At 68.8% G+C, this 25,062-nt stretch carries 18 protein-coding genes; 7 read left to right on the plus strand and 11 right to left on the minus strand.

Annotated features, from left to right (window positions below; all coding sequences use genetic code 11):
- Positions 1-377: 377 nt before the first annotated feature.
- Together IEY68_RS10415 and IEY68_RS10420 are read left to right on the plus strand one after the other, a co-directional pair.
- Complete coding sequence (locus IEY68_RS10415) at positions 378-1,397, plus strand: NAD-dependent epimerase/dehydratase family protein (RefSeq protein WP_058855246.1); 1,020 nt, start codon at positions 378-380, stop codon at positions 1,395-1,397.
- A gap of 146 nt (positions 1,398-1,543) precedes the next feature.
- Entirely contained in the window at positions 1,544-2,011 is a 468-nt protein-coding gene (locus tag IEY68_RS10420; protein ID WP_058855247.1) for a MarR family winged helix-turn-helix transcriptional regulator, read from the plus strand.
- A gap of 13 nt (positions 2,012-2,024) precedes the next feature.
- On the opposite strand, the gene IEY68_RS10425 is transcribed toward IEY68_RS10420, so the two are convergent.
- Positions 2,025-2,819 (minus strand): acyl-CoA thioesterase domain-containing protein, encoded by a 795-nt coding sequence (locus IEY68_RS10425; protein WP_058855248.1) that lies wholly within the window; start codon positions 2,817-2,819, stop codon positions 2,025-2,027.
- A gap of 83 nt (positions 2,820-2,902) precedes the next feature.
- Positions 2,903-3,562: a TetR/AcrR family transcriptional regulator gene (locus IEY68_RS10430; RefSeq protein ID WP_058855249.1), complete on the minus strand. Its 660-nt coding sequence runs from the start codon at positions 3,560-3,562 to the stop codon at positions 2,903-2,905.
- 183 nt (positions 3,563-3,745) lie between these two features.
- Between IEY68_RS10430 and IEY68_RS10435 the strand changes: the two genes are divergently transcribed.
- The 4 genes from IEY68_RS10435 to IEY68_RS10445 are packed head-to-tail and all read left to right on the plus strand — an operon-like array spanning position 3,746 to position 8,674.
- Positions 3,746-5,242, plus strand: a complete 1,497-nt coding sequence (locus IEY68_RS10435; RefSeq protein WP_063916314.1) for a high affinity choline transporter 1 — start codon at positions 3,746-3,748, stop codon at positions 5,240-5,242.
- Between the two features lie 32 nt (positions 5,243-5,274).
- Positions 5,275-6,027: a DUF1989 domain-containing protein gene (locus IEY68_RS10440; RefSeq protein ID WP_058855250.1), complete on the plus strand. Its 753-nt coding sequence runs from the start codon at positions 5,275-5,277 to the stop codon at positions 6,025-6,027.
- Positions 6,024-6,647: an urea amidolyase associated protein UAAP2 gene (locus tag IEY68_RS36080; RefSeq protein WP_058855273.1), complete on the plus strand. Its 624-nt coding sequence runs from the start codon at positions 6,024-6,026 to the stop codon at positions 6,645-6,647. The genes IEY68_RS10440 and IEY68_RS36080 overlap by 4 nt, the downstream gene beginning before the upstream one ends.
- Before the next feature lie 53 nt (positions 6,648-6,700).
- Positions 6,701-8,674 (plus strand): 5-oxoprolinase/urea amidolyase family protein, encoded by a 1,974-nt coding sequence (locus IEY68_RS10445; protein ID WP_058855274.1) that lies wholly within the window; start codon positions 6,701-6,703, stop codon positions 8,672-8,674.
- A 54-nt stretch (positions 8,675-8,728) separates the two neighbouring features.
- Here the strand turns inward: IEY68_RS10445 and IEY68_RS10450 are convergent, their stop codons facing one another.
- From IEY68_RS10450 to IEY68_RS10460, 3 genes are all read right to left on the minus strand, one after another.
- The gene (locus tag IEY68_RS10450; RefSeq protein ID WP_058855251.1) at positions 8,729-9,385 is read right to left on the minus strand and encodes an isochorismatase family protein; all 657 of its coding nucleotides are present in this window, start codon (positions 9,383-9,385) and stop codon (positions 8,729-8,731) included.
- An 81-nt stretch (positions 9,386-9,466) separates the two neighbouring features.
- Positions 9,467-10,615 (minus strand): isochorismate synthase, encoded by a 1,149-nt coding sequence (locus IEY68_RS10455; RefSeq protein WP_058855252.1) that lies wholly within the window; start codon positions 10,613-10,615, stop codon positions 9,467-9,469.
- Positions 10,616-10,624: 9 nt separating this feature from the next.
- Positions 10,625-11,431: an SDR family oxidoreductase gene (locus tag IEY68_RS10460; RefSeq protein WP_058855253.1), complete on the minus strand. Its 807-nt coding sequence runs from the start codon at positions 11,429-11,431 to the stop codon at positions 10,625-10,627.
- Between the two features lie 86 nt (positions 11,432-11,517).
- Between IEY68_RS10460 and IEY68_RS10465 the strand changes: the two genes are divergently transcribed.
- Positions 11,518-13,170, plus strand: a complete 1,653-nt coding sequence (locus tag IEY68_RS10465; protein WP_058855254.1) for a (2,3-dihydroxybenzoyl)adenylate synthase — start codon at positions 11,518-11,520, stop codon at positions 13,168-13,170.
- Positions 13,171-13,217: 47 nt separating this feature from the next.
- Here IEY68_RS10465 and IEY68_RS36735 read toward each other — a convergent pair whose 3' ends face one another.
- The 6 genes from IEY68_RS36735 to IEY68_RS10495 form a co-directional block, all read right to left on the minus strand.
- Entirely contained in the window at positions 13,218-13,460 is a 243-nt protein-coding gene (locus IEY68_RS36735; RefSeq protein ID WP_058855255.1) for a phosphopantetheine-binding protein, read from the minus strand.
- A gap of 175 nt (positions 13,461-13,635) precedes the next feature.
- The gene (locus IEY68_RS10475) at positions 13,636-14,475 is read right to left on the minus strand and encodes a siderophore-interacting protein (protein ID WP_058855256.1); all 840 of its coding nucleotides are present in this window, start codon (positions 14,473-14,475) and stop codon (positions 13,636-13,638) included.
- The gene (gene entS, locus IEY68_RS10480; protein WP_082681397.1) at positions 14,475-15,815 is read right to left on the minus strand and encodes an enterobactin transporter EntS; all 1,341 of its coding nucleotides are present in this window, start codon (positions 15,813-15,815) and stop codon (positions 14,475-14,477) included. Before entS ends, IEY68_RS10475 begins: the two co-directional genes overlap by 1 nt.
- Positions 15,812-16,810, minus strand: coding sequence for an ABC transporter substrate-binding protein (locus IEY68_RS10485; protein ID WP_058855257.1), 999 nt, complete (start codon positions 16,808-16,810; stop codon positions 15,812-15,814). The genes entS and IEY68_RS10485 overlap by 4 nt, the downstream gene beginning before the upstream one ends.
- Positions 16,811-16,936: 126 nt before the next feature.
- A complete protein-coding gene (locus tag IEY68_RS10490; protein WP_058855258.1) occupies positions 16,937-24,058 on the minus strand; it encodes a non-ribosomal peptide synthetase in 7,122 nt (2,373 codons plus the stop codon).
- Between the two features lie 152 nt (positions 24,059-24,210).
- The gene (locus IEY68_RS10495; protein ID WP_058855275.1) at positions 24,211-25,038 is read right to left on the minus strand and encodes an ABC transporter ATP-binding protein; all 828 of its coding nucleotides are present in this window, start codon (positions 25,036-25,038) and stop codon (positions 24,211-24,213) included.
- Between the last annotated feature and the right edge of the window lie 24 nt (positions 25,039-25,062).

Genomic DNA, 25,062 nt, shown 5'->3' on the forward strand with positions numbered 1-25,062 from the left:
CGCTGTTGTGCGTAGCGGATTTCCCGCCGGTGTCGATCGCCATGGACGAGTCCTTTCAGATCGCACTTACGTCCGGCGCCGGATATCACGCGCCGCGCGGAACAGCCGGGACTCGGCCGCGCCGCGCACCGCGACCGGGTCGCCGAACGGGATGTACCGGGAAAAACCGTACTCGCCCCGCATTCGGCGGCTGCGCCGCACATGTAACGGTCCGGTGGCGCGCCGCCCCCGGTGGTCGTGTACAGCGGCCGGGACCGGAGTATGCGGACATTTGTCCATAAGCATGTCCGGCCAATCGACCGGTTCCCTGTACAGACGACACTCCGCCTTGCGACACTCGTAGCCGAACCGATAACCCGGACAGGAGGGGCCCCGGCATGGCGGAACCGGCGAAACTGGTGGTGGGAGCGTCCGGCTTCCTCGGCTCGCACCTGACCCGCCGGCTGGTCGCATCCGGTTCACCGGTCCGCGTTCTCGTCCGCCACACCAGCGATATCCGCGCGATCGCCGACCTGCCGGTGGAAATCCGCTACGGGGATCTGTTCGACGACGATGCCCTGCGCGCAGCCGTTCGCGACTGTGATGTGATCTATCACTGCGCCGTGGACACCCGGGCGTGGCTTCGTGATCCCGAACCCTTGTTCCGGACCAATATCGCGGGCCTTCGTCACGTGCTCGACGCGGCCTGCGCCGCCGGCCCGGCGAAGTTCGTCTTCACCAGTTCCGCCGCCACCATCGGGCGCCGGCCGGGCGGCGTCACCGACGAGACCGTACCGTTCGACTGGCCTCGCCTCGGCGGCCCGTACGTCCGTTCCCGGGTCGAGGCGGAGAACCTGGTGCTGCGCTACGCGGCCGAGCGCGGCCTGCCCGCCGTGGCGATGTGTGTCGCGAACACCTACGGTCCCGGCGACTGGCAGCCGACCCCGCACGGTTCCTTCGTGGCGGCCGCCGCGCTCGGCAAACTCCCGTTCCGTTTCACCGGGACCGGAGCGGAATCGGTGGGAGTCGAAGATGCGGCCCGCGCGTTGATCCTGGCGGGCGCGGCCGGGCGCCCCGGCGAACGCTATATCGTCTCCGACCGCTACCTCACCAATACCGAGCTGCTCACCGCCGCCGCCCACGCGGCCGGCCGCGAACCACCACGGGCCGCCGTCCAGCTGCCGCTGCTCTATCCGGCAGCCGGTATCGCCTCGGCCGCGGCCCGGTTGCGCGGCCGCGACAGCCGGTTCACAGTGACCTCGGTGAATCTCATGCACATCATGTCCCGGATGGACCACAGCAAGGCCGAACGGGAACTCGGCTGGAGACCCGAACCCGTGCTGGATTCGGTGGCCCGCGCCGCTCGGTTCTTCGTCGAGCGCCGCTCGCGGCGGCGGGAGAGCGAACGGGCCGGCTGAGGCCGAGTCGCCCTGATGCACGCTGCATACGAGTTGTACCCTACATATGATGTGTATGATGCAAAATGCTCCCAGCCGCGTGATATAACGACTGCGGGACGCCCTCCGAGCCACCACGGCATCCGAGAACGAGCAGGACACCCGCCATGGACAAACCCACGTATCTGATCGAATTCGAGACCATGCTCCTGGGCCGGCACAGTCTCAACGCCCATCTGCGCCGGCCGGACCACCTCGAGCGCAGCGCCTATCTGGTCCTGCGCCGGCTGCGGATCGAAGGTCCTATGTCCATCGGCGAACTCAGCGAGGCCTTCGGCCTGGACACCTCGACCGTGCACCGGCAGACCGCGGCCATGCTCAAGGCCGGACTGGTCGAACGCATTCCCGATCCGGACGGCGGCATGGCGCGCAAATTCCGGATCACCGACGAAGGCGAACGCCGGGTCCTGGCCGACCGCGACTACAACATCAACGCACTCGACCGCATACTGGGCGGCTGGAGCGAGGAAGATGTGCGGACTTTCGCCGCCTACCTCGAGCGGTTCAACACCGACCTCGAGGCCCGGGAAGCGCGGCCCTGGCCGCGCCCCTCGCGGACCGAACAGCAGTCCTAGTCACAGCGCCGGGTCAGTAGCGCCGCATATCGACCTGGCGCCGCACATTGGACACCGCGGTCACCACGGCGGTGCCCAGCGGGCCGCTCCGGTCGTAGAGCGTGGTGGTACCGACGGCGACACCCGCGTGGGCGATCTGATCCTGGGCCAGTACCCCGATGCCCGGCCCGGCCGGAAGCCGGGCCAGCGTCAAGGTGACGTCGGAGTTGATATACCCGACCCCGGCGGTCCCCCAATTGCACATGAGGCTCGCCGCGTCGCCGGCCATACCGGCCCGCTGTAGCGGGGTCACCGGCTCCCCGGCGACCACCGGCAGCATGTTCTGCCAGATCGCTTTGCGCTCGGCGTTCTGGGTGGCCGTGAAATCGGGGGTCCAGTCGCCGTCGCCGCTCTTGAACAGCGGGCGCGCGCCCGCTTCCGAGGTATCGGGAGTTTCGGGGACCGGGAAATCGTGCGGCGGCTGCCACAGATCGCCGCCGGGCACCTCGCCGGTGCGCAGGAACACCACCGTCGCCCGCGAACGCACCTCGTCGCGTTGCACCAGCTCGGCGTCGGCGACGCAGATCCGTTTACCCTCCCGCACCATGACGCTGCGCAGGGTGGCCGGTTCGTCGACGACCGGACGGAACAGGTCCACGGTGACCCGGGCCGGGACGAACTCCGCACCCGGGGAGCGCGTCTCCAGTTCGCGCGCCAGCAGCCCGCAGACCGCCGGACCACCCACCTGGGTGGGGCTCCAGCTGGACATGGCTATGCGGGTGGGCAGGTACTGCTCACCCTTCCTGGTGAAGAACGCGAACACGCCCATCGGCTCCTCTCACGCGAACCCGTACTCCGAATTACAACACGTTCTAGTTTTTCGGTCGCGCGAAGGTGCCGGTCGCGGTCGGTTCACACCCGCAGTTCCCGAGCCAGAATCTCGGCCGCTTCCCGGATACCGGCGAGATCGTCACCGACGCCCAGCACCCGCAGCACCGCCTCGGCGATCGCCCGCCGAGTCTCCTCGGGCACCCCGCCGGCATCCGAACGGATATTGATCACCGTCTCCACCAACCGGAACGGGAGGGTCCGCGCTTCGATCGCCTCGCCCGCCCCGGCCACCACCTGCGCGGCCAGCTTTTCATAGCTCGTCCGGAGTGCGTCACGCCGGGACCGGAACCGCGTGAACCGTTCGCCGTGCAGTTCGGGCAGGAAGTACAGCGCGCCGATATTCCAGCGCGCCTCGCAGAGCTGGCCGATATCGAAGCGGGCCAAGGTGTACAGCCGGACCGTCGCCGGTTCGGGCCGCCGGCCGAGGCGTTCGGCGAGTTCGGCGGCCGCCGCGATGGTCTCGCCGAGCAGGGCGTCGAGAATATCGTCCTTGGCCCCGAAATGGTGATACAGCGAGGCCTGCCGGATACCGACAGCTTCGGCGATGGCCCGGGTCGAGGTACTGCCGTACCCGTGCGTGGTGAACAGTTCCGCTGCGGCGTCGAGGATTTCGGCACGCGGGGTCTGCCCCTGGCGGCGGCGTGGCGCGAGACGCGGGCGGCCCGGACCGAGTTGGGTCATGAATCCATTGTCGCCGACCGGCCGATCAGCTCCGCGCACCCATTCCTGTCACTTGATAGAAATACGAGCAACGCAGACGTTACGCGCGGCACCGATACGGATACATCGCCGTCACCACCACGTCGCGTGTCCCGGGAAAACTTTCGAGCGATAGATATTCGTGTCGGATGAAGGGCCCCGGCCATGATCATTCTCGGAATCGCGATCAGCGTGCTCGCGGTAATCGGCATCGGCCTACTGGTCGCTCGCAAGGTGGACGGTGACAGCGTCAATTTCCTCGTCGCCGGACGATCGCTGGGCCTACCGCTGGTGGCGGCGGGCCTGATGGGCCAGGCGGTCGACTCCAACGCCACCCTCGGCAATACCGATCTGGCCGGATCGCTCGGATTCTGGGCGGGCGCCACGCTGCCGCTCGGACTCGGTCTGTGTCTCCTGCTCACGGGGCTCTTCTTCGCCGCACCGATGAACCGGATGGGCCTGCTGACCCTGCCGGACTTCTATCGGATCAAATACGGGCGCGGAGTCGAGCTGAGCGCGTCGATTCTGATGATCTTCAGCTTCTGCATCCTGCTCGCGGGCAATCTCGTCGCCGGCGGCTTCCTGTTCGAACGCTTCCTCGGCATCCCCTACACCGCCGGGGTCCTGCTCATCGTGGCAATCGTGATGACCTACACCGTGACCGGCGGAATGTTCAGCGACGCCTACACCGCGCTCGCCCAGATGGTGATCACCGTAATCGGCTCGCTCGCCCTGCTGATCTGGGTGGGATCGACCTACGGGATCCATATTCCCGACGGTATGGGCCCGTTCGACCTCGGTCAGCTCGGTGACAGTTCCCAGGGCGCGGTGGTGAACTGGGCGACACTGATCGCGCTCGGTATCGGCGATATCGTCGCCATCGACTTCATGCAGCGCATCTTCTCGGCCCGCTCCCCCGAGATCGCCCGCCGCGCCTGTTTCGTGGGCGCCGCCGGCACCGCCCTGGTCGGTATCCCCTACGCCCTGGTCGCGCTCGCCACCACCGACCTCACCGGTGACGGCGGTGGCCCGCGACTGCTGGCCCTGCTGGACGAGCACGCCCCGGTGGGCCTGGCGATCCTGGTGCTGTCGGCGATCGTCGCGGCCTCGTGCTCCACGGCCAACGGTGCCATCCTCGGCACGGCGTCGGTGGCGACCCGCAATGTCGCCGGGCGCATCGAACGCACCGATACCGCCGGACGCGACACCCTGCTGCGGGATGTGCGGATCACTATGATCCCGGTCGTCGCGGTGGCGATCTTCTTCGCGGTGCAGGTGCCGCAGACCGGCATTCTGCTCACCCTGGCCTTCGATCTGATGCTGGCCGGTCTGATCGTCCCGTTCGTCGCCGCCCATCTCACCGCCCGGATCACCACCGCCGCCGCGGTGGCGGCCATGGTGGCCGGGCTCGGGGTGCGGCTGGTCTTGTTCGTGCTCACTCCCACGATGTACGGGGTGCCGAACACTGTTCTGCATATCGACAATTCGCTGATCGGCCCGGGCTTCGACGGCTGGCCCACCTTCTTCGGCTTCCTCGCCTCGCTCCTGGCCTTCCTCGGCACTCTCGCCGTACAGCGGCTGCGCACCCCCGCCGAAAAGCCCGCCCACGAACCGCGACCCGCGGCACCGCCCGTTCCCGAACCCGTCGTCCAGCCCGGCTGATCCTCCTCCCGACCCGACGAGCAAGGAAAGATATGACACCCACGACAGCCTCGACGACCGGCGCCCGTGCCCACGCCCGCGCCCAGGCGACGGCGACCACGGCCATTCCGTCATTGCCCGACGGGGTTCCGCTCGACGACACCACCTGGACCGTACGGCTACCACCCGGTGGCTACACCAGCACTGTGCTGGGGCGTGGAACCCGACTGCGGCTCGCCGACCCGCACGGCTCGGCCTGCGCGCACCTGTTCCTGTTGCGCGCGCGATCCCCCTGGGAGCGGCTCAATATCGCCGACACCGTGAAAGTTCCCTGGCAGGCCTACCTCGGGGTCGGCCATCCGCTGCTGTCCGATCAGGGCCGGCTGCTGGCCACCGTGGTCGCCGACACCTCGGGCCGGCACGACGCCCTCTGCGGCCCCACCCGCGAAGGCCGGCTGCTGCTGGAACGCGCCGCCACCAAACACGGACTGTCCCCACGTGATATCGGCCCGACACTCTCGTTCTTCCGCGGCGTGCGGGTGGGCGGAGACGGCGCGCTCACCGCGTCGGGGTCCGCCGGCGCGGGCGCCTACGTCGATCTGATCGTCCAGCTGCCGGTAACCATCCTGGTGGCGGCCACCGCACACCCCCTCGACGACTCCCCGGTCACCGAACTCGATCTGGTCGCCTGGCCGGGCGACCGCGCCGCGGCGGCCGCCGTGAACACCGATCCGGAATATCAGCGGGCCGTCCAGAACACCGAACAGGCCTGGTCGGCCGCCCGCACCCGACAGGAGTGGATATGAACAGCGCCGCCACGACAGCGACAGTCGTGCTCGACGAAGTGGTCCCGGCCCGCGCGCCGTGGTCGGCGATCGTCCGGGCGGGTGAACGTCTCGATATCATCGACCTGCACGGCAACCAGGCCGTCGACTGCCTGCTCTACTCCGCTGCCGACCACACCGACCGCTACAGCGCACAGGCCACGATCACCGCACAGCGCAATATCTTCCTCACCACCGGAAGCGTGCTGCGGACGGACGCGGGAACCGCGCTGATGACGGTGATCGCCGACGAGGTCGGCAATCACGACACCATCGCCGGCGCCTGCTCTCAGGAGTCCAATACGTTGCGCTACGGCCAGCACACCCGCCACCAGCACGCCTGTGTGGAGAACTTTCTCGCCGAGGCGGCGAAATGGGGTATGGGCAAACGGGATCTGGTATCCAATATCAACTGGTTCATGAACGTTCCGGTCGAAGCCGATGGCACTCTGGGCATCGTCGACGGCCTGTCGGCCCCGGGCAAGACCGTATCGCTGCGCGCCGAGATCGACACTCTGGTCCTGGTATCCAACTGCCCGCAGATCAACAACCCCTGCAACGGATTCGATCCCACCCCCGTACGCATGGTGGTGACCCGGTGACCGCCGTATTTTCGGCGGCGCCTTCGGCGGTCCTCGCCCCGGTCACCGAGCCGGTGGCCGACCCCCGCTGCGCGACGGTCGACCGCCCGGGTCTGCTCACCACCGTGCAGGACTGGCCCGGCCGGACCGGCTACTGGCATGTCGGGGTACCACCGTCGGGGCCCATGGACGATCTGTCCTTCCGGCTCGGCAACCGCGCGCTGGGTAACGCCGAGGGTGCGGCCGGGCTGGAATGCACCATGGCCGGTCCGGCGCTACGGTTCTCGGAACCGACATGGGTATGCGTGACCGGGGCGCCCGTCACGGTGACGGTGGCCGGACGGGCCGCGCCGCTGTGGCGGCCGGTTCTCGTGCCCGCCGGGGAGATGCTCGACGTCGGCCCGATCCGCGGGCCCGGGATGCGCTGCTACGTCCTGGTGTCCGGGGGTCTGCGGCTACCCGGCTACCTGGGGAGCACGGCTACGTTCACCCTCGGCCGCTTCGGCGGGGTGGACGGGCGCGCGCTGACGGCCGGCGATGTATTGCCGGTCGGCCCCGCGGCGGGCCCACCGGTCGGCGCGGTACCCGGCGAGGAGCAACCGGTGCTGACCCGCGACTGGGAAATCGCCGTCACCGAGGGCCCGCACGGGGCACCCGAGTTCTTCACCCGCGACGATATCGATACGCTCCTGAGCACCGCTTACGAGGTGCATTTCAACTCCGACCGCACTGGTGTCCGGCTCATCGGGCCCCAACCGCGCTGGGCCCGCGCCGACGGCGGCGAGGCCGGTCTGCATCCGTCGAATATCCACGACACCGCGTACAGCGTCGGGGCACTCGATTTCACCGGCGACACTCCCATCCTGCTCGGTCCCGACGGTCCGAGCCTGGGTGGTTTCGTATGCCCGGTGACGGTGGCGGCCGCCGAACTGTGGAAACTCGGGCAGCTGTGCCCCGGCGACCGAGTGCGTTTCGTCCCCGTGCGCGCGGACCGCACCGCCTCACCGCACGAACTCGGCGCCGCGCGCCGGGCGGGATGGCCGATCGTGCTGTCGCGCGGCGGCGACGGCGACGACGGGGTGCTGCGGCACGCGGAAACCGCGGACGGTACACCGGTGACCTATCGCCGGGCCGGTGACGACGGAATCCTCGTCGAATACGGGCCCATGACACTGGATCTCGAACTGCGCGCCCGCGTCCACGCCCTGCACGAGCGCCTGCGCGCCCGCGGGGAACGAGGTATCACCGAATTGACCCCTGGCGTCCGCTCGCTCCAGGTCCGGGTCGATCCGCGGGCGCGCGGTATCGCCTCCGCCCTGGACCTGCTGACCGAGGTCGAAGCCGGACTACCGGCCGCCGGCGATCTGGTCGTTCCGAGCCGTACCGTGGATCTGCCGCTGTCCTGGGACGATCCGGCGACCCGGGAGGCGATCACCCGGTACATGCACGGTGTGCGTGCCGATGCGCCGTGGTGCCCGTGGAATATCGAATTCATCAGGCGGATGAACGGGCTCGACACCGTCGGCGATGTCTTCGATACCGTTTTCGCGGCCGAATACCTGGTCCTCGGCCTCGGCGATGTCTATCTCGGGGCACCGCTGGCCACCCCGATCGATCCCCGGCACCGGCTGATCACCACCAAATACAACCCGGCACGTACTTGGACCCCGGAGAACGCGGTCGGTATCGGCGGCGCGTACCTGTGCATATACGGGATGGAAGGCCCGGGCGGATATCAGTTCGTCGGCCGCACCACCCAGGTCTGGAGCCGGCGCACCGATACCGAGACCCCCTGGCTGCTGCGGTTCTTCGACCGGATCCGCTGGTATCCGGTCAGCGCGGCGGAACTGCTCGACCTGCGCGCCGATATCGCCGCGGGACGCGGCGATATGCGTACCGGTCCGGGTGAATTCCGTCTCGCCGAATACCGCCGTTTCCTGGCCGAGCAGGACGGCTCGATCGCATCGTTCCGGACCCGGCAATCGGCCGCTTTCTCGGCCGAGCGCGAATCCTGGCGCCGCTCCGGCGAACTGGGCGAGACACGCTGAACGCCCGGCTCCGCTCGGCCATCGGGGCCGCGACGCCGGGCGCTACCTCCGTCGTCAGGCCCCCGAAGCGACCACCGCGGGCTGCAACTGGTTCAGCATCTCCTCGGTGCTGAGCACCATGCCGCAGCGCCGGGCGGTGTACTTGAGGGCGATCTGATGTTCTTCACGGCTGAAATCGGCCACCGCGTCGTGTGCCAAAAACGCGTGGATATCGTTCATGAACGCCTCGGCCGCGCTGAGCATGCAGCCCATATGGGCGTACACACCGGTGACCACCAGCTGGTCCCGGTTGCGGTAGCCGAGCAGTTGACGCAGATCCGTGCGCTGGAACGCCGAATACCGCCATTTGGTGACCTGGATGTCCCGCTCATCGGGCGTCAGTTCGGCGATCACCTCGGTTTCGGGCCCGTCCGACATACCGGTGCCCCAGAAATCGGTGAGCAGCCCGCGTCGGTCGGGATGCTGGTCACCCGGCTGCATGCTGTAGATCACCGGTATGCCCAGTTCGTGGCACCGGTCGCGTAGTCGGACGATATTGTCGATCATCGTCCGGGCGGGATCGCGATCCAGCTGGTAGGCAGTGAGGAAATAGTTCTGCATGTCGTGGATCAGCAGAGCGGTGCGATCGGGGTCGAGTCTCCAGCCAACTCTGTTGGTGATCTCGTCGTCCAACGACGGCATCGCATAGGGTGCGATCGGCTGCATGGGCATGTCCAGAACTCCTCATCTTCTTGTGGCCCACAACCTTCTGGAGGGTTGCGGGCCCGGGCGCAGTAACGAAAAGGCGGTCGGTCAGGGCACCGCCGCGGGACTTCCGGCGACCCCCAGCGGTCCCAGGACCCGTTGCAGTTTCCCGGTGGTCTCGGCCAGTTCGTCCTCCGGATCGGATTCCGCGACGATGCCGCCACCGGCGTAGGCCACCAGGGTCCGGTTGTCGGCGGCGAGTTCGGCGCAGCGGATGCTGACCATCCACTCGCCGTTGCCTTCGGCGTCACACCAGCCGACGGCGCCGGCGTAGAAACCGCGCTCACCCTCGAGCTCGGCGATCAGCCGGGCGGCGGCGACCGTCGGGGTACCGCAGATCGCCGGTGTGGGATGTAGCGCGGCGGCCAGTTCCAGTGCCGAAGGCCCGCCGGCCGGAACGGTCGCGGTCAGCGTGGTACCGAGATGCCACATGGCGGGTGTTTCGGTGAGATCGGGTCGCGCGGGTGTGCGTACATCGGTGCACCGGTCCCGTAGGACACCGGCCACATGGTCGACCACATAGCCGTGTTCGTGCTGATCCTTCGCCGAACCGAGTAGCGTCTCGGCGGCAATCCGGTCGGCCAGGGGGTTCTCCGGTACTCGCCGGGCCGAACCGGCCAGTGGATGACTGGTGACCTCCGTACCGATCCGCCGCACCAGGATCTCCGGGCTGGAACCCACCAGGTGGCGGCCGGTGAACAGACCACCCGCCGCGGTCAGGTCCACCAGGTAGCCATTACCGGCGGGGTCGGTGGAGACCAGCAGATCGAGTAGATCGGCCGCGCGGACGGTGCGATCGGCCCGGGCCCGCAGCGCGCGGGCGAGGACCACCTTCCGTAGCGGGTGGGCGGGATCGGCCAGCAGCCGCACCGCGGCGCCCACCCGGCGCAGATGCTCTTCGGGTTCCGGCAGATGTTCGGTGACCGCGATATCGGGTGCGGTGACCGGGCACACGGCCCGGGGACCATCGGTCACCGAGATCATATCGGGCGCCCACAGCGCCGCCGGCGCACCCGGTTTGAACGGTAGCGCGCCGACGATATGGCTCACCCGGCGCGCGCGCAGTTGCGCGACGGCCTCGGCTGCGCTGTGGAAGACACGTCCTGCGGCAGACGCGGTCACAGTGCGCTGCGGCCGGGACAGGACAAAGGCGGGATCCGCGGGATGAGCGGGGTTCTCGGCGTTGATGGTGATCATCCTCTCGTGTCACATATCCAGCGTTGCGCCGCCGTCGACCCGCAGGTCGTGCATGGTGATGTGGCGCGCGGCATCGGAAACCAGGAAGCGGACGGCGGCGGCGATATCGGCGGGTTCGGCGATCCGCCGCAACGGGATTCCCAGCCGGTAGTTCTCGGGGTCGCCGTCGAGCAGGCTCGCCCGCCCGGCTTCGCCGAGACCGCTGTCATCGGAGTCCGCGTACATTCCGCGCAGCATCGGGGTATCGGTGGAACCCGGGGAGACCAGATTGACCCGCACCCCGCGCGGTGCCACCTGGAGCGCGAGCGAGCGGGTGAACGCCGTGGCCGCGGCCTTCGCCGCACCGTAGGCGGCGAGGTTCACGCGAGGAACGGTGGCGGAGTTGGAGGAGACGACCACGATGGATCCGCGCCCGGCGGTGACCATTTCGCGGGCCGCGCGCTGGGCCACGTACACCGCGCCGTTGGTATTGACGGCCACACAGCGCTGCCATTCCTCCGGGGAGGTGTCCAGTGCGGATCCGCCGATCATCGAACCGGCGGCGTGTACGACCACCCGGGGTGTACCGCGTTCTGCGAGTTCTTTGTCGAATGCCGTGGCGACGACTGCCGGGTCACTCACATCGACTTCGGCCGATGTGACGCCGGTGCCCTCGTATTGCCGGCCGAGCCGTGCGGCGATCTCGTGTACCCGGGAATCCCGGTCCCACAGGGAGATATTCGCGGAATCGCCGGCGAGTTCGGCTGCGATCGCCGCGCCAATTCCCCCTGCGGCTCCGGTGACGATGACCCCTTCGCCCCATTGCTTCGTGACCATTAGGTTAGCCTAACCTGAAGTTACACCGTAAGGCTAGCATTCCGGTGTGACGTGTAACAAGATCGCTGATCGGAAAGAGGTGCTCCATGTCATCGCCCGCCCTCCCCGGTTTCACCCCGTGGCCACCGGACCAGATCGACCACTACAGAGCTGAAACACTCTGGACGGGTGAGACATTCGGAGCCCTGCTGACCGCTCGCGCCACCGCGAGCCCCGAGGCGATCGCGGTCGTGGACGCGGCGAACCGCTGGACCTACGCCGAACTGGATCGCCGGTCCCGGTCGCTGGCCACCGGATTCGCCCGGCTGGGAATTCGCCCGCGGGATCGCGTCCTGGTGCAGCTGCCCAACCGCGCCGAATTCGTCGAGGTGATCTTCGCGCTGTTCCAGCTCGGCGCGCTGCCGGTGTTCTGCCTGCCCGCGCACCGGGAGGCCGAGCTGATCCCGATCGCCGCGGCGAGCGGGGCGGTGGCGATGGTCACCTGCGCTGAGCACCAGCGTTTCGACCATGCCGCGCTGGCGGATACGGTCCGGCGTGCGGTCGGGACTCTGCGGCATGTGCTGCTGGTCGTCGACGATACCGCGCACGAATTCGCCGAGGGCGCCGACGACCTCGCCGACTACCGGGACGAACCCGGGGACCTCCCGGAAGTGGATGCCGGCGATGTCGCCTTCCTGCAACTGTCCGGCGGTAGTACCGGGATCCCGAAGCTCATCCCCCGCACCCACGACGACTACCTGTACAGCGTGCGTCGTAGCGCCGAGATCACCGACCTGGGTCCCGATACCGTCTACCTGGCGACACTGCCGATAGCGCACAACTTCCCGATGAGTTCCCCGGGCATCCTCGGCGCGATCTACGCGGGCGGCACGGTGGCCATGACACCCGACCCGACCCCGACGACCGCGTTCGCGGCGATAGAACGTTTCGGTGTCACCCTCACCGGTCTGGTGCCGCCGCTGGCGCGACTGTGGGTCGAACGCGCCGAGAAGGGCGGCGAACTGCCCGATCTGTCCAGCCTGAAAGTGGTCCAGGTCGGTGGCGCCCGCTGCCCGGACGAACTGGCCCGCCGGGTCGGTCCCGCGCTGGGCGTAACCCTTCAGCAGGTATTCGGCATGGCCGAGGGCCTGGTCTGTTACACCCGGCTCGACGATCCGATCGATGTCGTGGTCGGCACCCAGGGCCGGCCGATGTCGGACTACGACCGGATCAGGATCGTCGACGACGCGGACGAGGAAGTCGAGCCGGGCACCGACGGGAATCTGATGACCCAGGGCCCGTACACCATTCGCGGCTACTACGACAATCCCGAGGCCAACGCCCGCAGTTTCACCGCGGACGGCTGGTACCGCACCGGCGATATCGTCTCGCTGCGACCGGACGGCAATCTGGTGGTGAAGGGCCGGGCGGGCGACTGGGTCAACCGCGGCGGCGAGAAGGTCTCGGCCGAAGAGCTCGAGGCCTATCTGCTGGAACATCCCGGGATCCGGGACGCGGTGATCGTCGGCACTCCCGATCCCGTACTCGGCCAGCGTATCTGCGCTTTCGTCCAACCGCTCGACCCGCAGACCCCGCCGACGCTCACCACCGTGCGCACCTTCGTCCGGGAACGCGGTATCGCGGCCTGGAAGATGCCCGACGCGGTGGTCACCATCGCCGAATTCCCCGAAACGGGAGTGGGCAAGACCAGCCGCCGCGATCTGCGCCGGTTGCTCGCCGAGGGCCATCGCGCGCCGTGACCCCCGGTGCCGCGGACCGCGCCGGGCGCGCGGTCCGCGGCGCCCGGTCACGGGCACAGCACCTCCAGCCAGGACTCCAGAACGGGGTCACCGGCCAGCATCAACGGGTCGACGGTCTCGTGTCCCTCCGACCGCCACTTCTCCACCAGCTGCATGATGCGCACCGAATCCAGTCCGGCGTCGAGCAGATTGGTGTCGGTGGACAGTTCCTCCGGCGCGACGCCCAGCAGATCGGCCACATCGCGGATGAAATGGTCGCGGTCGGCCCCCACTACAGGTTCGTTCGTCATTCGGTTCGCGGTGTGAATTCCCGCGCCTTGCGGCCGCGGAGTCGACGCCGCTCCCTCCCTTCGTTCATCTGAATATTCTTCGATAGCATGTTCGAGTGGACGAGGTGGTGCGGTATGCGTACCGGCTCCGCCTGCGGTCCGAGCCGAGAATCTCCCGCCGCGGGCGAGAGAACCGCTACTCCTCGCGGTCGAAATCCGCGACTCCATGTTTCCAATAGCCCGCGATCAGGCAGTCCTTCGTCGGGACACCGAGCTCGCCGCGGATCCATTTACGGATCGGACGCAACTGCCCGGCTTCACCGGCGACCCACGCGTACACGTTCTGCCCGTCGGGCACGGTGACGGTGCGGATCGCTTTCTCCAGCAAGTCCCCGGTCCCGGCGCGGGCTTCGCCGCGGTGCAGCCACTGGACCTCGACACCGGCCGGTGCGGCCAGTTCGATCTCCTGACTCTCGTCGACGACCTCGACGAACACCCAGCCCGTTTTCTCGCGCGGCAGCCATTCCAGCCACCGGGCGATAGCGGGCAGCGCGGTGATATCGCCGGCGAACAGGTAGTTGTCGTAGCTGGTGGGCACCACTACGCCGCCGGGCGGTCCGGCGAGGTGGATCCGATCTCCCGGCCGCACAGCCAGGGCCCAATCCGAAGCGAGCCCGCCGGGGTGCAGGGCGAAATCGATATCGAGTTCCCCGGCGTCCGCGTCGAGACGCCGCACCGTGTACTCCCGCGAGATCGGCCGTGGTGCGGGCCAATCCAGCGACAGGCCGTCGCGGACCGGCAGCCGCAGCGTGCCGTCGGTATCCGGGAACACCAGCCGCACGTGCTCGTCGGGCACATAGCTGTGGAAACCGGCGAGTTCCGGACCGCCGAAGGTGATCCGGATCAGGCCGGAGCCCACCGGGGAGGTACGGATCACCTCCAATTCCCGCAACCCGATCGGATACCCGACCTTCGCACCGTGCGAACCGGCGAGCACCTCGGCGATCCGTTCACGGTAGGCTCCGCGATCCACCATCACACTCCGTCCTTCTTCTCCTCGACAACGTTCCCGGGGGCCTTCTCCTCGACCAGGTTCCCGCCGACCGGAACCTGCGCCGGCGGCGCCGGCGGTTGCGGCGCCCCGCCCGCGGGCGCGGTGAGCCCGTACAGCGGCCACACCAGCACCAGCGCGAATACGAACAGCACCAGCACCGCCGCGCCGTAGACCACCAGCGCGGTCCCCGGTTCGACGAGGTTGCCGATGGCCCCGGCCGCCATGGACCCGACCGCGGTTCCGGCCACCGACTGCACCATGAGCAGCCCGGACATCCGGCCGCGCATATCCTCCGGCGCGTTCTGCTGCAGGACCGCGTAGCGCAGGATGCCGTTGACCGCCCGGGCGACACCGAACGCGGCCAGCCCGAGGAAACTCCACGCGGCCTGCGGCCAGATACCGGCCAGGACGACACCGAGCGGCATGAGCGCCAGCGAGCCCAGCAATACCAGTCCGCTGCGCCGGGACCGGCCGATCCAGCCGCTGGTGAGCGAGCCCAGCACGGCACCCGCGCCGGGCGCGGCATAGAGCAGACCCAGTGTGGTGGGTCCCGCGTCGAGGGCCCGATCGGCGAATGCCGGGAGCAGTACCAGGGGTCCGCTGACCAGCATGGCGAGCAGTCCGCTCACCAGTACCGCGCGAATAACGTGGTGCCGCGCGGCGAACGCGATACCGTGGCCCAGTTCGACCAACGGATTGCGGATCTCGCGGGCCGGCGGTGGTGCGGGCCCGATGGCCCGGATGAGGGTTACCGTCCCCACGGTGGCCGCCGCGGCGGCGAAGAACGCGAACGACACCCCGATCTGCGCGATGAGCACACCGGCGACGGCCGGGGTGATCATGGTGCCCAGATCGGAGGTGAGTGTGGTGAGCGCCCCGGCCGCGGGAACCTTCTCCCGCGACACCAGCATCGGCACCAGCGCCATCAGCGCCGAACCACTGATACCTCCGGCCAGTCCGTCCGTCACGGCCGCGGCGTAGATCACCGCGAGGAACGGATCGGGCAGCAGCGCATTGATTCCCAGCGCCAGGAACGCCAGCCCCGCGGCCGACCGCGAGAAGGAGATCACGGTGCGCCGGTCGTACCGGTCGGCGATCACGCCGCCGCCGAGACTGCCGGCGAACAGTGCGACCGCCATCGCCGTGGACACCCCGGCGACGTGCAGACTCGATCCGGTGAGCTCGTAGACCTGCACCGGCAGGGCCACCATCAGGAGGCCGATACCGAGTACAGAGACCAGTCGCGCACCGAAGGCACAGCGAAACCGCCGGCTCTCCCGCAACGGAGAGATATCGATGAGGAGGCCGGCGGGGGCTTTCACTTGAACTGCTCCGAGATCAGGTCGAGGGTGTTCATGACGCCGCGGTAGTCCGGCCGGTAGCTGGTGGCCGGCAGTTCGTAAACCTTCTTGTCCTTGAAGGCGGGCAGCTGGGCGTACAGCGGATCCTTCGCGAGATCGGCCGCGCCCTTGGCGCCGCTGAGCGGAACGACGAACACCACCGGCGCGTCCACGACCTTGGTCAGCAATTCGGGACTGAAACCGAACCAGTCGGCGGACGGGTTCAGTTCCGGGTTACCGGCCTTGGCCAGCACTTGGTCGTCGGCCTTGAAGCCCAGCTCGGTGAGCAGGGTCGGCAGCGCGGCATTCGGCAGGATCATCTTCGGCTGCCCGTCGGCGGCGGACTGGAAGTAGCCGACCTGCTGCGCCGGGACCTTGATCGCGGAGGACACTTCCTCGACCTTGACGTCGTAGGCCGAGATCAGGTCACCGACCTTGTCGGCACGGTTGACGACATCGGCGATCTGCTTCAGCTGATCCTGCCAACCGGTCACGTTGCCGGGCAGCAACACCGTCGGCGCGATCGCGCTGAGCTGGTCGTAGGCGTCCACCGACTGTTTGGCCGGGAAACCCTGTCCACCACCGATGATCAGATCCGGCTGGACCGAGGCGACGAACTCCACGTTCACCGCCTGGCCCACCGGCACCATCTGGGTGCCCTGCTCCTTCGCGGCGTCGGCCCAGGTCTGCGGGAAATCGGCATTACGGCCGCTGACCCCGAGCACCCGCGGGTCCGCCGCGGCCACCGGAACATCCAGGTCGTAGAGATAACCGGCCAGTGCGCCGTTGAGCACCACGATCCGCTGCGGATCCGCGGGCACCTCGATAGTGCCCTTCTCGGTCTGGACGGGGCGGGTCCCGGATTCGGCTGCGGGCTCGGCGTCGGAGCTACAGCCCGCGACCGCGACCACCGCGACGAACAGACCGACCACGAGACGTAGCCGGGCCGCGAAGCGGCTGTGGGATAACAGCGACATAGGTGTTCTACTTTCTTTCTCGAACCGCCGGGGTACCGGATGGTGCCGCGGCGAAGTCTCGGCGTCGGAGACGCACGGTATGCCTGCATCGGAGACGCACAGCGTGGTCGGTACCGGGACGCACGGTCAGGTCCGTAGGGCCGGTTCGGTGTCGAGCAGCGCCGCGACCTCCGACCAGCCGTCCTCGGAGACGATCCCGAAATGGGTGTAGGGCAACCGGCGCGAGGTGATCCGGGCGCCGGCGCCGCGCCAGCCCGACAGCTGAGCGGCGACCCGCGCGGCATCGTCGGATCCACCGGGATCGGCCGCGTACAGCGCCATCGGCCCGGAGTAGCTCGGAGTCTCGGATACGGTGACCATGCGCAGCAGTTCACCGGCCGCGCCCCGGATCAGGGCCGCGAGATCGGGTGCGTCCTCGGGGAGTTCCGGGAGGAGCTCGGCCAGCCGGCTCGGATCCGCCAGCGCCCCGGCGGCCTGGTCGGCCAGATTCGCCAGTGGATGGGAATCGACCAGTCCGACGAAGGCGACCTTCTCCCCGCTCGCGGTGAGGGCCGCGGCGATCGCGTGCACGATATTGCCGCCGAGGGAGTAGCCGAGCAGATGGTAGGGGCCCGCGGGCTGGATCTCCCGGATGGTCACCAGATAGCGTGCGGCGAGTTCGTCGATGGTGGTGGCACCGGACTCCTCGCCGCGCAGTGCCGGCAACTGCAATCCGACCAGCGGCCGGTCGGCGCGCAGCCGGCGGGCCAGCGGGGTGAACTGCCACGCGGTTCCGCCCACCGGGTGCACGCAGAACAGCGGTTCGGCGGATCCCCGGGTCCGCAGTTCGAGTACATGGTCGAGGCGCCGGCCCAGCATGGCGATCTCTTCGGAGGGGGCGTCGATCCCCGCGTCGGACGGCGATCCAGCAGCCCGCGGCGCCGCGTCGATCGGGGTGCCCTCGATCCGCGCCGCGAGTGCGCGCGCCGTGGGTGCCTCGAAAATATCGTCCACGACGACCTCGTGACCCGCCCGGCGCAGCCGGCCGACCAGCCGGACCGCGGTGAGCGAATGGCCGCCCGCGCCGAAGAAATCGTCGTCCGGCCCGATCGCGGCGACTCCGAGCACCGCGGCCATGGCCGCCAGCACCGCCCCGGTGACCGCGGGCAGCGTGGGATCCACGATCGCGGCGACGGCGACGATGGGCACTTCCACGGGATAGTCCGGAACCGGGAGCGCCTTGCGATCCAGTTTGTCGCTGATCGTCATGGGGATCTCGTCGAGTTCCACGAAGGCCGCCGGAATCATGTACTCCGGCAGCGCTTCACGCACCGTGGACCGGACCGAGTCGGTGTCCAGGACAGCACCGGTGCGCGTCCGCAGATACGCCACCAGGCGCTGATCACCCGGATTGTCCTCGCGCAGGATCACCGCCACCTGGGCGACCTCGGGACGGCGCATGATCGCCGATTCGATATCGCCGAGTTCGATCCGCTGCCCGCGCAATTTCACCTGGCTGTCGGTGCGGCCCACGTACTCGAGCTCACCGTCGGCACCCCAGCGCACCAGATCCCCGGTGCGGTACATCCGTTCACCGCTCCCGGCGGGGTCGGCGACGAAGGTGCGCGCGGTCTGCTCCGGCCGGTGCAGATAGCCGCGGGCGAGCTGGATCCCGGTCAGGTACAGCTCACCGACCGTACCGAAGGGCACCGGCAGCAGCTTGTCGTCGAGCACCCGGACACCGGCGCCGCCCGGCGGCCGGCCGATCGGCACCGTCACGGTATCGGCGTCGCTGCTCGGGTGGTAGGTGATGCAGACCGCGGCCTCGGTGGGACCGTACAGGTTGTTCACCCGGGCGCCGGTCGCGGTACGGAAGCGCCGCGCTGTCGACGGCGGTAGTGGTTCGCCGCCGGTGAACACACAGCGCAGCGCGCCACAACCGGACAGGTCGCTCTCCTCCGCGGTCGTGGTGAGCATGGACGAGGTCATCTGGATGGCGGTGACCCGCTCGTCGGCCATCAACCGCGCCTGATAGTAGGGATCGCGGTGACCGTTGGGTTTGGCCACCACGATCCGGGCGCCCACCAGCAGCGGCAGGAAGATCTCCAGCAGCGAGGCGTCGAAGGTCGCCGGGGTCCGGTACAGCACCGTATCGCCCACCCCGAACCGGTGCTGCTCCTGCAGCCAGGCGAAAGTGTTCACGATGGCCTCGTGCGCCACCGTCACCCCCTTGGGCACACCGGTGGAGCCGGAGGTGAACAGCAGGTAGGCCGCATTGTCCGGCCGCAACGGCGCGCGCCGGTCGGCATCGGTGAGCGGTGTGTCCGCGAAAGCCGCGGTGTCGAGCGTATCGATGGATACGACAGGCGCCCGGCCGGTTTCGAAGGCGTCGGCGCTCGTGGTCAGCACCAGCGGGGCGGCGGCGGTCGCGAGGATGGTGTCCACTCGTTCGGCGGGCTGCCCCGGATCCACCGGGAGGTACACACCACCGGCCCGGCAGATCGCGTGCGCGGCGATCACCGAATCGGCGCTGCGCGCCATGGCGACCACCACCACGGTCTCGGGACCGATATCCCGCGCCACCAGCCACCGCGCCAGCCGATTGCTCCGCGCCCCGAATTCACGGTGATCGATCGTCGCGCCCTCGACGGTGATCGCCGGGGCTGTCGGATCGAGCGGTGTGAGCGGCCCCCAGTCGGCCATGGTGCGGCCGCGGGTACCCGGGTGCCGGGTTCCCGCCAGAACGGCACCAGCGGTGGCCGTGGGGTCTGCTACGAGCGTGGTGAGCACCGCCCCGAGCCGCGCGGCCATCCGCGCGGCGGAATCAGCGTCCACCGCGCCCGGATCGTGGTGCAGCATGAGGCGGAACCGGTCGCCGGGCAGGGCCGTCACGGTCACCGGATAGTGGGTCAGGCTGTGCACGGTGACGCCGGCCACTCCGACCTCGTGCGAATCGTTACCCTGCACGCCGGTTTTCGGGAAGTTCTCGTAGACGACGAGGGTGTCGAACAGCCGTCCGACCCCGGTCGCCCGCTCGATGGTCGCCAGACCCAGATAGCCCTGGTTCTGTAATTCGAGGGTGGTCCGCTGGAATTCGGCGAACTGCTCGGCCACCGGGCGCCCGGGATCCAGGGTCATCCGGACCGGGACGGTATTGCTGAACAGCCCGACCATCCCCGCCACACCCGGCAGCTCACTGGGCCGCCCCGACACCACCGCGCCGAAGACCACATCGTCGCGGCCCAGCTGTTCGGCGAGTGTGAGGGCCCACGCGCCCTGCAGCAGGGTGTTCATGGTGAGCCCGTTGGACCGGCCGAATGATTCGAGCGCCGCCGCGGTCTCCTCGGCCAGCGGTACGTCCAGGCCCACCGCGGCCGACCGCGGTCCGGGAGCTCCGACCAGGCTCGGCGCGCACAGCCCGCCCAGATATTGACCCCAGTGGCGGATCGACGCCTCGCTGTCGCGCGCGGCGAGCCAGGCCAGATAGGTGCCGTAGTAACCGGGTTCGGGTAACCGCTCACCGTGGTAGAGGGCGAGCATCTCGCGCAGCACGATCGGCACCGACCAGCCGTCGGCCAGCAGATGGTGGGCGGTGAGCACCAGCCGATGCGCGGTATCGGAGACCCGGATGAGCAGCGCCCGCAGCAACGGCGGGGCGGCGATATCGAAGGTTTCCGCGCCGGCCAGCTGCTCCAGTTCCAGCGCGCCTTCCGCGGCTTCCGCCGGCGACCGGTCGCGCAGATCCTCGACCCGCCAGGCCACCCGCGGTACACGCGGAATCACCTGGACCGGCTGATCGAACTGTTCGTACTGGAAGGCCGCGCCCAGGTTCGGATGCCGTTGCAGCACCGTCGCGAACGCCGCGCCCAAGCGATCCGGATCCAGCGGACCGGACAGTTCGAAACGAGCCGTCAGTGTGTACACATCGGCCGCGCCGTCGCGCAGCGCGTGGAACAGCAGGCCCTCCTGCAGCGGCGAGAGCGGCAGGACATCGGCGATCGGCCCGTGCGCGGCGGCCAGTTCGGCGGCGCTGCGCGGTGGGAGGACGATCGACACGGTATCGGCGTGCGGTGCCGGTTCGGCGCCGGAACCGGCCGCGAGATCGGCGGTTCCGGCGGCTGCCGCGAGATCGGCGAGACTGCGGCGGGTCAGCAGATCCTGCGGGGCGAGGATCAGCCCGCGCTCCCGCAATCGGGTGCAGACCCCGATCGCGGTGATGCTGTCACCGCCGGCGCCGAAGAAATCGTCGTCGATATCGACGGTATCGCTACCGAGCAGTTCCGCGACCACCTCGGCCACCGCGCCTTCGGCCGAGGTGGCGGGCTCGCGTCCGCCGGTCGGTTCGGCCGGTTCGGGTAGCGCCGCGCGATCCACCTTGCCGTTGACGGTCCAGGGCAGTTCGTCCAGCACCACGATGCGCGTCGGGACCATGGCGTCGGGTAACGATTCCGCCAGCCGGTTGCGCGACCGGGCACCGAGATCGCCGGGCCCGGTGGCCCCGTCCCGCGGCTCCCGCGCCGCGACGATGTAGCCGATCAGGCTCGCCCGGCCCGCGATATCCCGGATATCGGCGGCCGCCGCGGCCACCTCCGGCAGCCCGCTCAGCGCGGCTTCCACTTCACCGATCTCGATCCGGTGCCCGCGGATCTTCACCTGCGCGTCGGCCCGGCCGGAGTAGAAGTAGCCGCTACCGGGCACCCAGCGTGCGAGGTCGCCGGTGCGGTACATCCGCGACCCCGGCGGACCGAACGGATCGGCGACGAAACGCTGGGCACTGACACCGGGCCGGCCCAGATAGCCTTGCGCGAGACCCGTGCCCGCCAGGTACAACTCGCCGGATCGGCCGTCGGCCACGGCCTGTAGGCCGTTGTCCAGCAGATAGGCCCGCACCCCGGGCAGCGGGAAACCGATATGGGGATCCGCGCCACGCACCGGCGCGCCGATGGCGTCGACGGTGGCCTCGGTCGGGCCGTAGAGGTTGATCGCGGTGATTCCGGCGCGCTGGACCTGCTGCCACAGATCGGGTGGGCAGGCTTCACCGCCGAGCACCAGCAGCCGCGGCGCGAGTTCGGCGAGACCGTGGGCGAACAGTGCGGCGGCCAAGGTCGGGGTTCCGTCCACGACCTCGACACCGTCGGCACCGAACGCGGCCACCAGCGCCGCGGGATCCCGCCGGATCTCGCTGTCGTACAAGTGGATCCGGTGCCCGTCGAGCAGCCACAGCAGTGGGTCGAGGGCGGCGTCGAAGGCGAACGAAGTGGTGTGGGCGATCGTCAGACGACGGCCTCCGGCCCGCTCGACGGTCTCGGCGTAGATCCCGGACCGGTGGCCGGCGACCAGCTGAGCGAGGGCCGCGTGATCGATCACCACCCCCTTCGGGGTGCCGGTGGAACCCGAGGTGTAGAGAACGTAGGCCGGGTGATCGCCGCGGATCTCCCCGGCTTCGGCGGCCGTCAGCGGGGTGCCCGGGTACCCGCGCAACGTCTCGTGCACCGATGCGCTGTCGAGTTCGGCTACCGGGCAATCGAGTGCACCGGCCAGGGCGCTGTCGGTGAGGACCAGCACCGGGCGGGCATCGTCGATCATGGTCTGTAACCGGGGTACCGGATGTTCGGGATCGAGCGGCAGATACGTACCGCCGGCCCGCCAGACCGCGAGCAGCGCGACCACCAGTCCGGCAGTCCGCGGCAGCGCGACGCCGACGAGCCTGCCCGGTGTCACGCCCCGTTCCCGCAGGTACCGGGCCAGCCGGTACACCCGCTCACCGAGTTCACCACCGGTACAGCGCTGTGTCCCATCGGCCAGGACCGTGGCATCGGTGTACTCGGCGACCATCCGGTCCAGCGCCGCGGGGACAAGTTCGGCGGCCGCGGCGGCCGCCGAACCGGATCGGTCCGCGAGCAGACGGTCGCGTTCCGCGCGGTCGATCAGCTCCAGTGTCCCGACCGCGACCTTGTCCAGTTCGGCGAAGGCCTCGACGACCCGTACCAGACCGGCCACCCGCTGGTAGGCGGTCTCCGGATCGTTGGTCCGCGCATCGCATTCGAAACCCAGCAGCAGCGATTTATCGGGCAGCGGGGTCACGACCAGTCCGAGGTCCTCCGGCGGCCCACCGGCCACATTGCGCAGGACGCCTTTGGCGCCGTCGAAATCCAGCGCGAAATCGAAGACCTTGAGATTCATCCCGATTCCGTGCAACAGTTCGCCCGCACCGAAACCACTGAGATCACGCGCCAGATCCGCGCCGCTGTAGCGCTGATGCCGGCGCATCTCCTTCAAGGTCTCCGCGACCCGCACACCCAGTTCGCCGACGGTCTCGTGGGCGTGCACAGCCAACCGCAGCGGCAGCACGTTCACCGCCATCGCGGGCGTACTCAGCGCGATTCGTCCGACCCGGCCCATCATCAGCATCGACAGCACGACATCGGAATTACCGAGCAGCCGCTGCACATAGGCGGCGTAGCAGGCGATCAGCCCGTCGGCCCAGGTGATCCGGTAACGCTCGGTGACAGTGCGCAGCCGCTCCAGCGTCTCCACCGGCAGGATCGCCTCGGCACGGATGGTGCGTTCCACCGCTCCGCCGAGTGCGGAACCGCGACCCTCGAGCGAGGGTGCGGGACTGAGCTGTTCGCTCCAATAGCGCTGGTCGTCGGCGAATTGCGCACTGTCGCGATAGTTCTGTTCATCGGCGACCAGTTCGGCGATCGCGCCGAAGGTCGCCTCGGGCGGTTCACCGCCCCGGCGCAGGGCGGTGTAATGCGCGGCGACGCGACGGGACAGCAGCGCCGCGCTGTAGCCGTCGACGATCAGGTGGTGGTAGAGCTGCACACACCACACCTCGGAGTCGGTGAGCCGGATCAGCGTGTAGTTGTACAGGCGCCGGTCGACCATGCCGCGGCACCGCTGGGCCGCCTGATGGCGTTCCAGCGCCACTGCCTCGTGGGCCAGCGAATGAGGTTCGGCCGCACCGCGCAGGTCGATCACGGGTTGCAATACCGCGGATTCGTCACAGACGAATTGCCGTGGACCCGCAGCGGTATCGCGGAAGCGCAGCCGCATATTCTCCGCCTCCGCCACGGTACGGCGGATCGCCTCGGCCAGCGCCTCGACGTCGATCGGGGTATCGCCGGAGATCTCGAGAACCTCACCGACCAGATAGCGACCGGATTCCGGATCGAATTGCTGTGCGTTCCAAATCCCCAGCTGAGGGCCGGTGAGCGGTAACCCGGGATCGCTTGCCTTCGAGGCGTCCTGCACTGCCGCCGGCACGGCAACTCCCTTCGCTGTGAACCACTTTCGGTGCGATGCCGATACCCGTTCCCTATCGACCGGCACGACACACAACCACAGTTGAGGTTAGCCTAACCTTTACTAAAGTAAAACATCTACCATGTAATAGGCCCTGTCCCAGTTTGTCTCGTTCAGGCCGTGCGCACTGCCTTCTCGGCCAGCGGAACAACCAGCGGAGCCCCTGTTTCGGGGTCGTCGATCACCCGACAGCCGAGGTCGAAGACTTGCCTGACCAGTTCGGCGGTGACGATCTCGCGCGGCGGCCCGGCCGCGACCACCGCGCCGTCGCGCATGGCGATCAGGTGATCGGCGTACCGGAACGCATGATTCAGATCGTGCAGCACCGCGACCACCGTCCGGCCGGTCTCCCGATTCAGTTCACGGCACAGATCCAGCACCTGGATCTGGTGGGCGATATCGAGGAAGGTCGTCGGTTCGTCGAGCAGCACGATCGGCGTCTCCTGGGCGAGCACCATCGCGATCCATACCCGCTGCCGCTGGCCACCGGACAGCTCGTCGACCAGCCGCCCGGACAGATCGGATACACCGGTGGCCGCCATGGCCGCGGCGACGGCCTCCTCGTCCCGGCGCGACCACTGCCGGATCAGCGACTGGTGCGGATAGCGGCCCCGGGCCACCAGATCGGCGACCCGGATCCCCTCCGGCGCGGTCGAGGTCTGCGGCAGCAGCCCGATCCGCCGGGCGACTTCCTTGGCCGGGTAGCTGCCGATCTGCTTACCGTCGAGCAGTACCGCGCCGGATTCGGGTGCCAGCAGTCGCGACAGCGCCCGGAGCAGGGTGGATTTACCGCAGGCGTTGGGACCGATGATGACGGTGAAGGTGCCGTCGGGGATACCGACGGTCAGTTCGTCGCTGATGACCCTGCTGCGATAGCCCAGTCGTAGCCGGTCGGCCCGCAGCCGCGCCCCGGTCCCGGTGCCCGATGCGCTTACGGTCACGTCGGCGGCGCTGTGCTCGAGTTT

Origin of the sequence: Nocardia jinanensis, from assembly GCF_014645735.1 — a bacterium.
Classification (GTDB): domain Bacteria; phylum Actinomycetota; class Actinomycetes; order Mycobacteriales; family Mycobacteriaceae; genus Nocardia; species Nocardia jinanensis.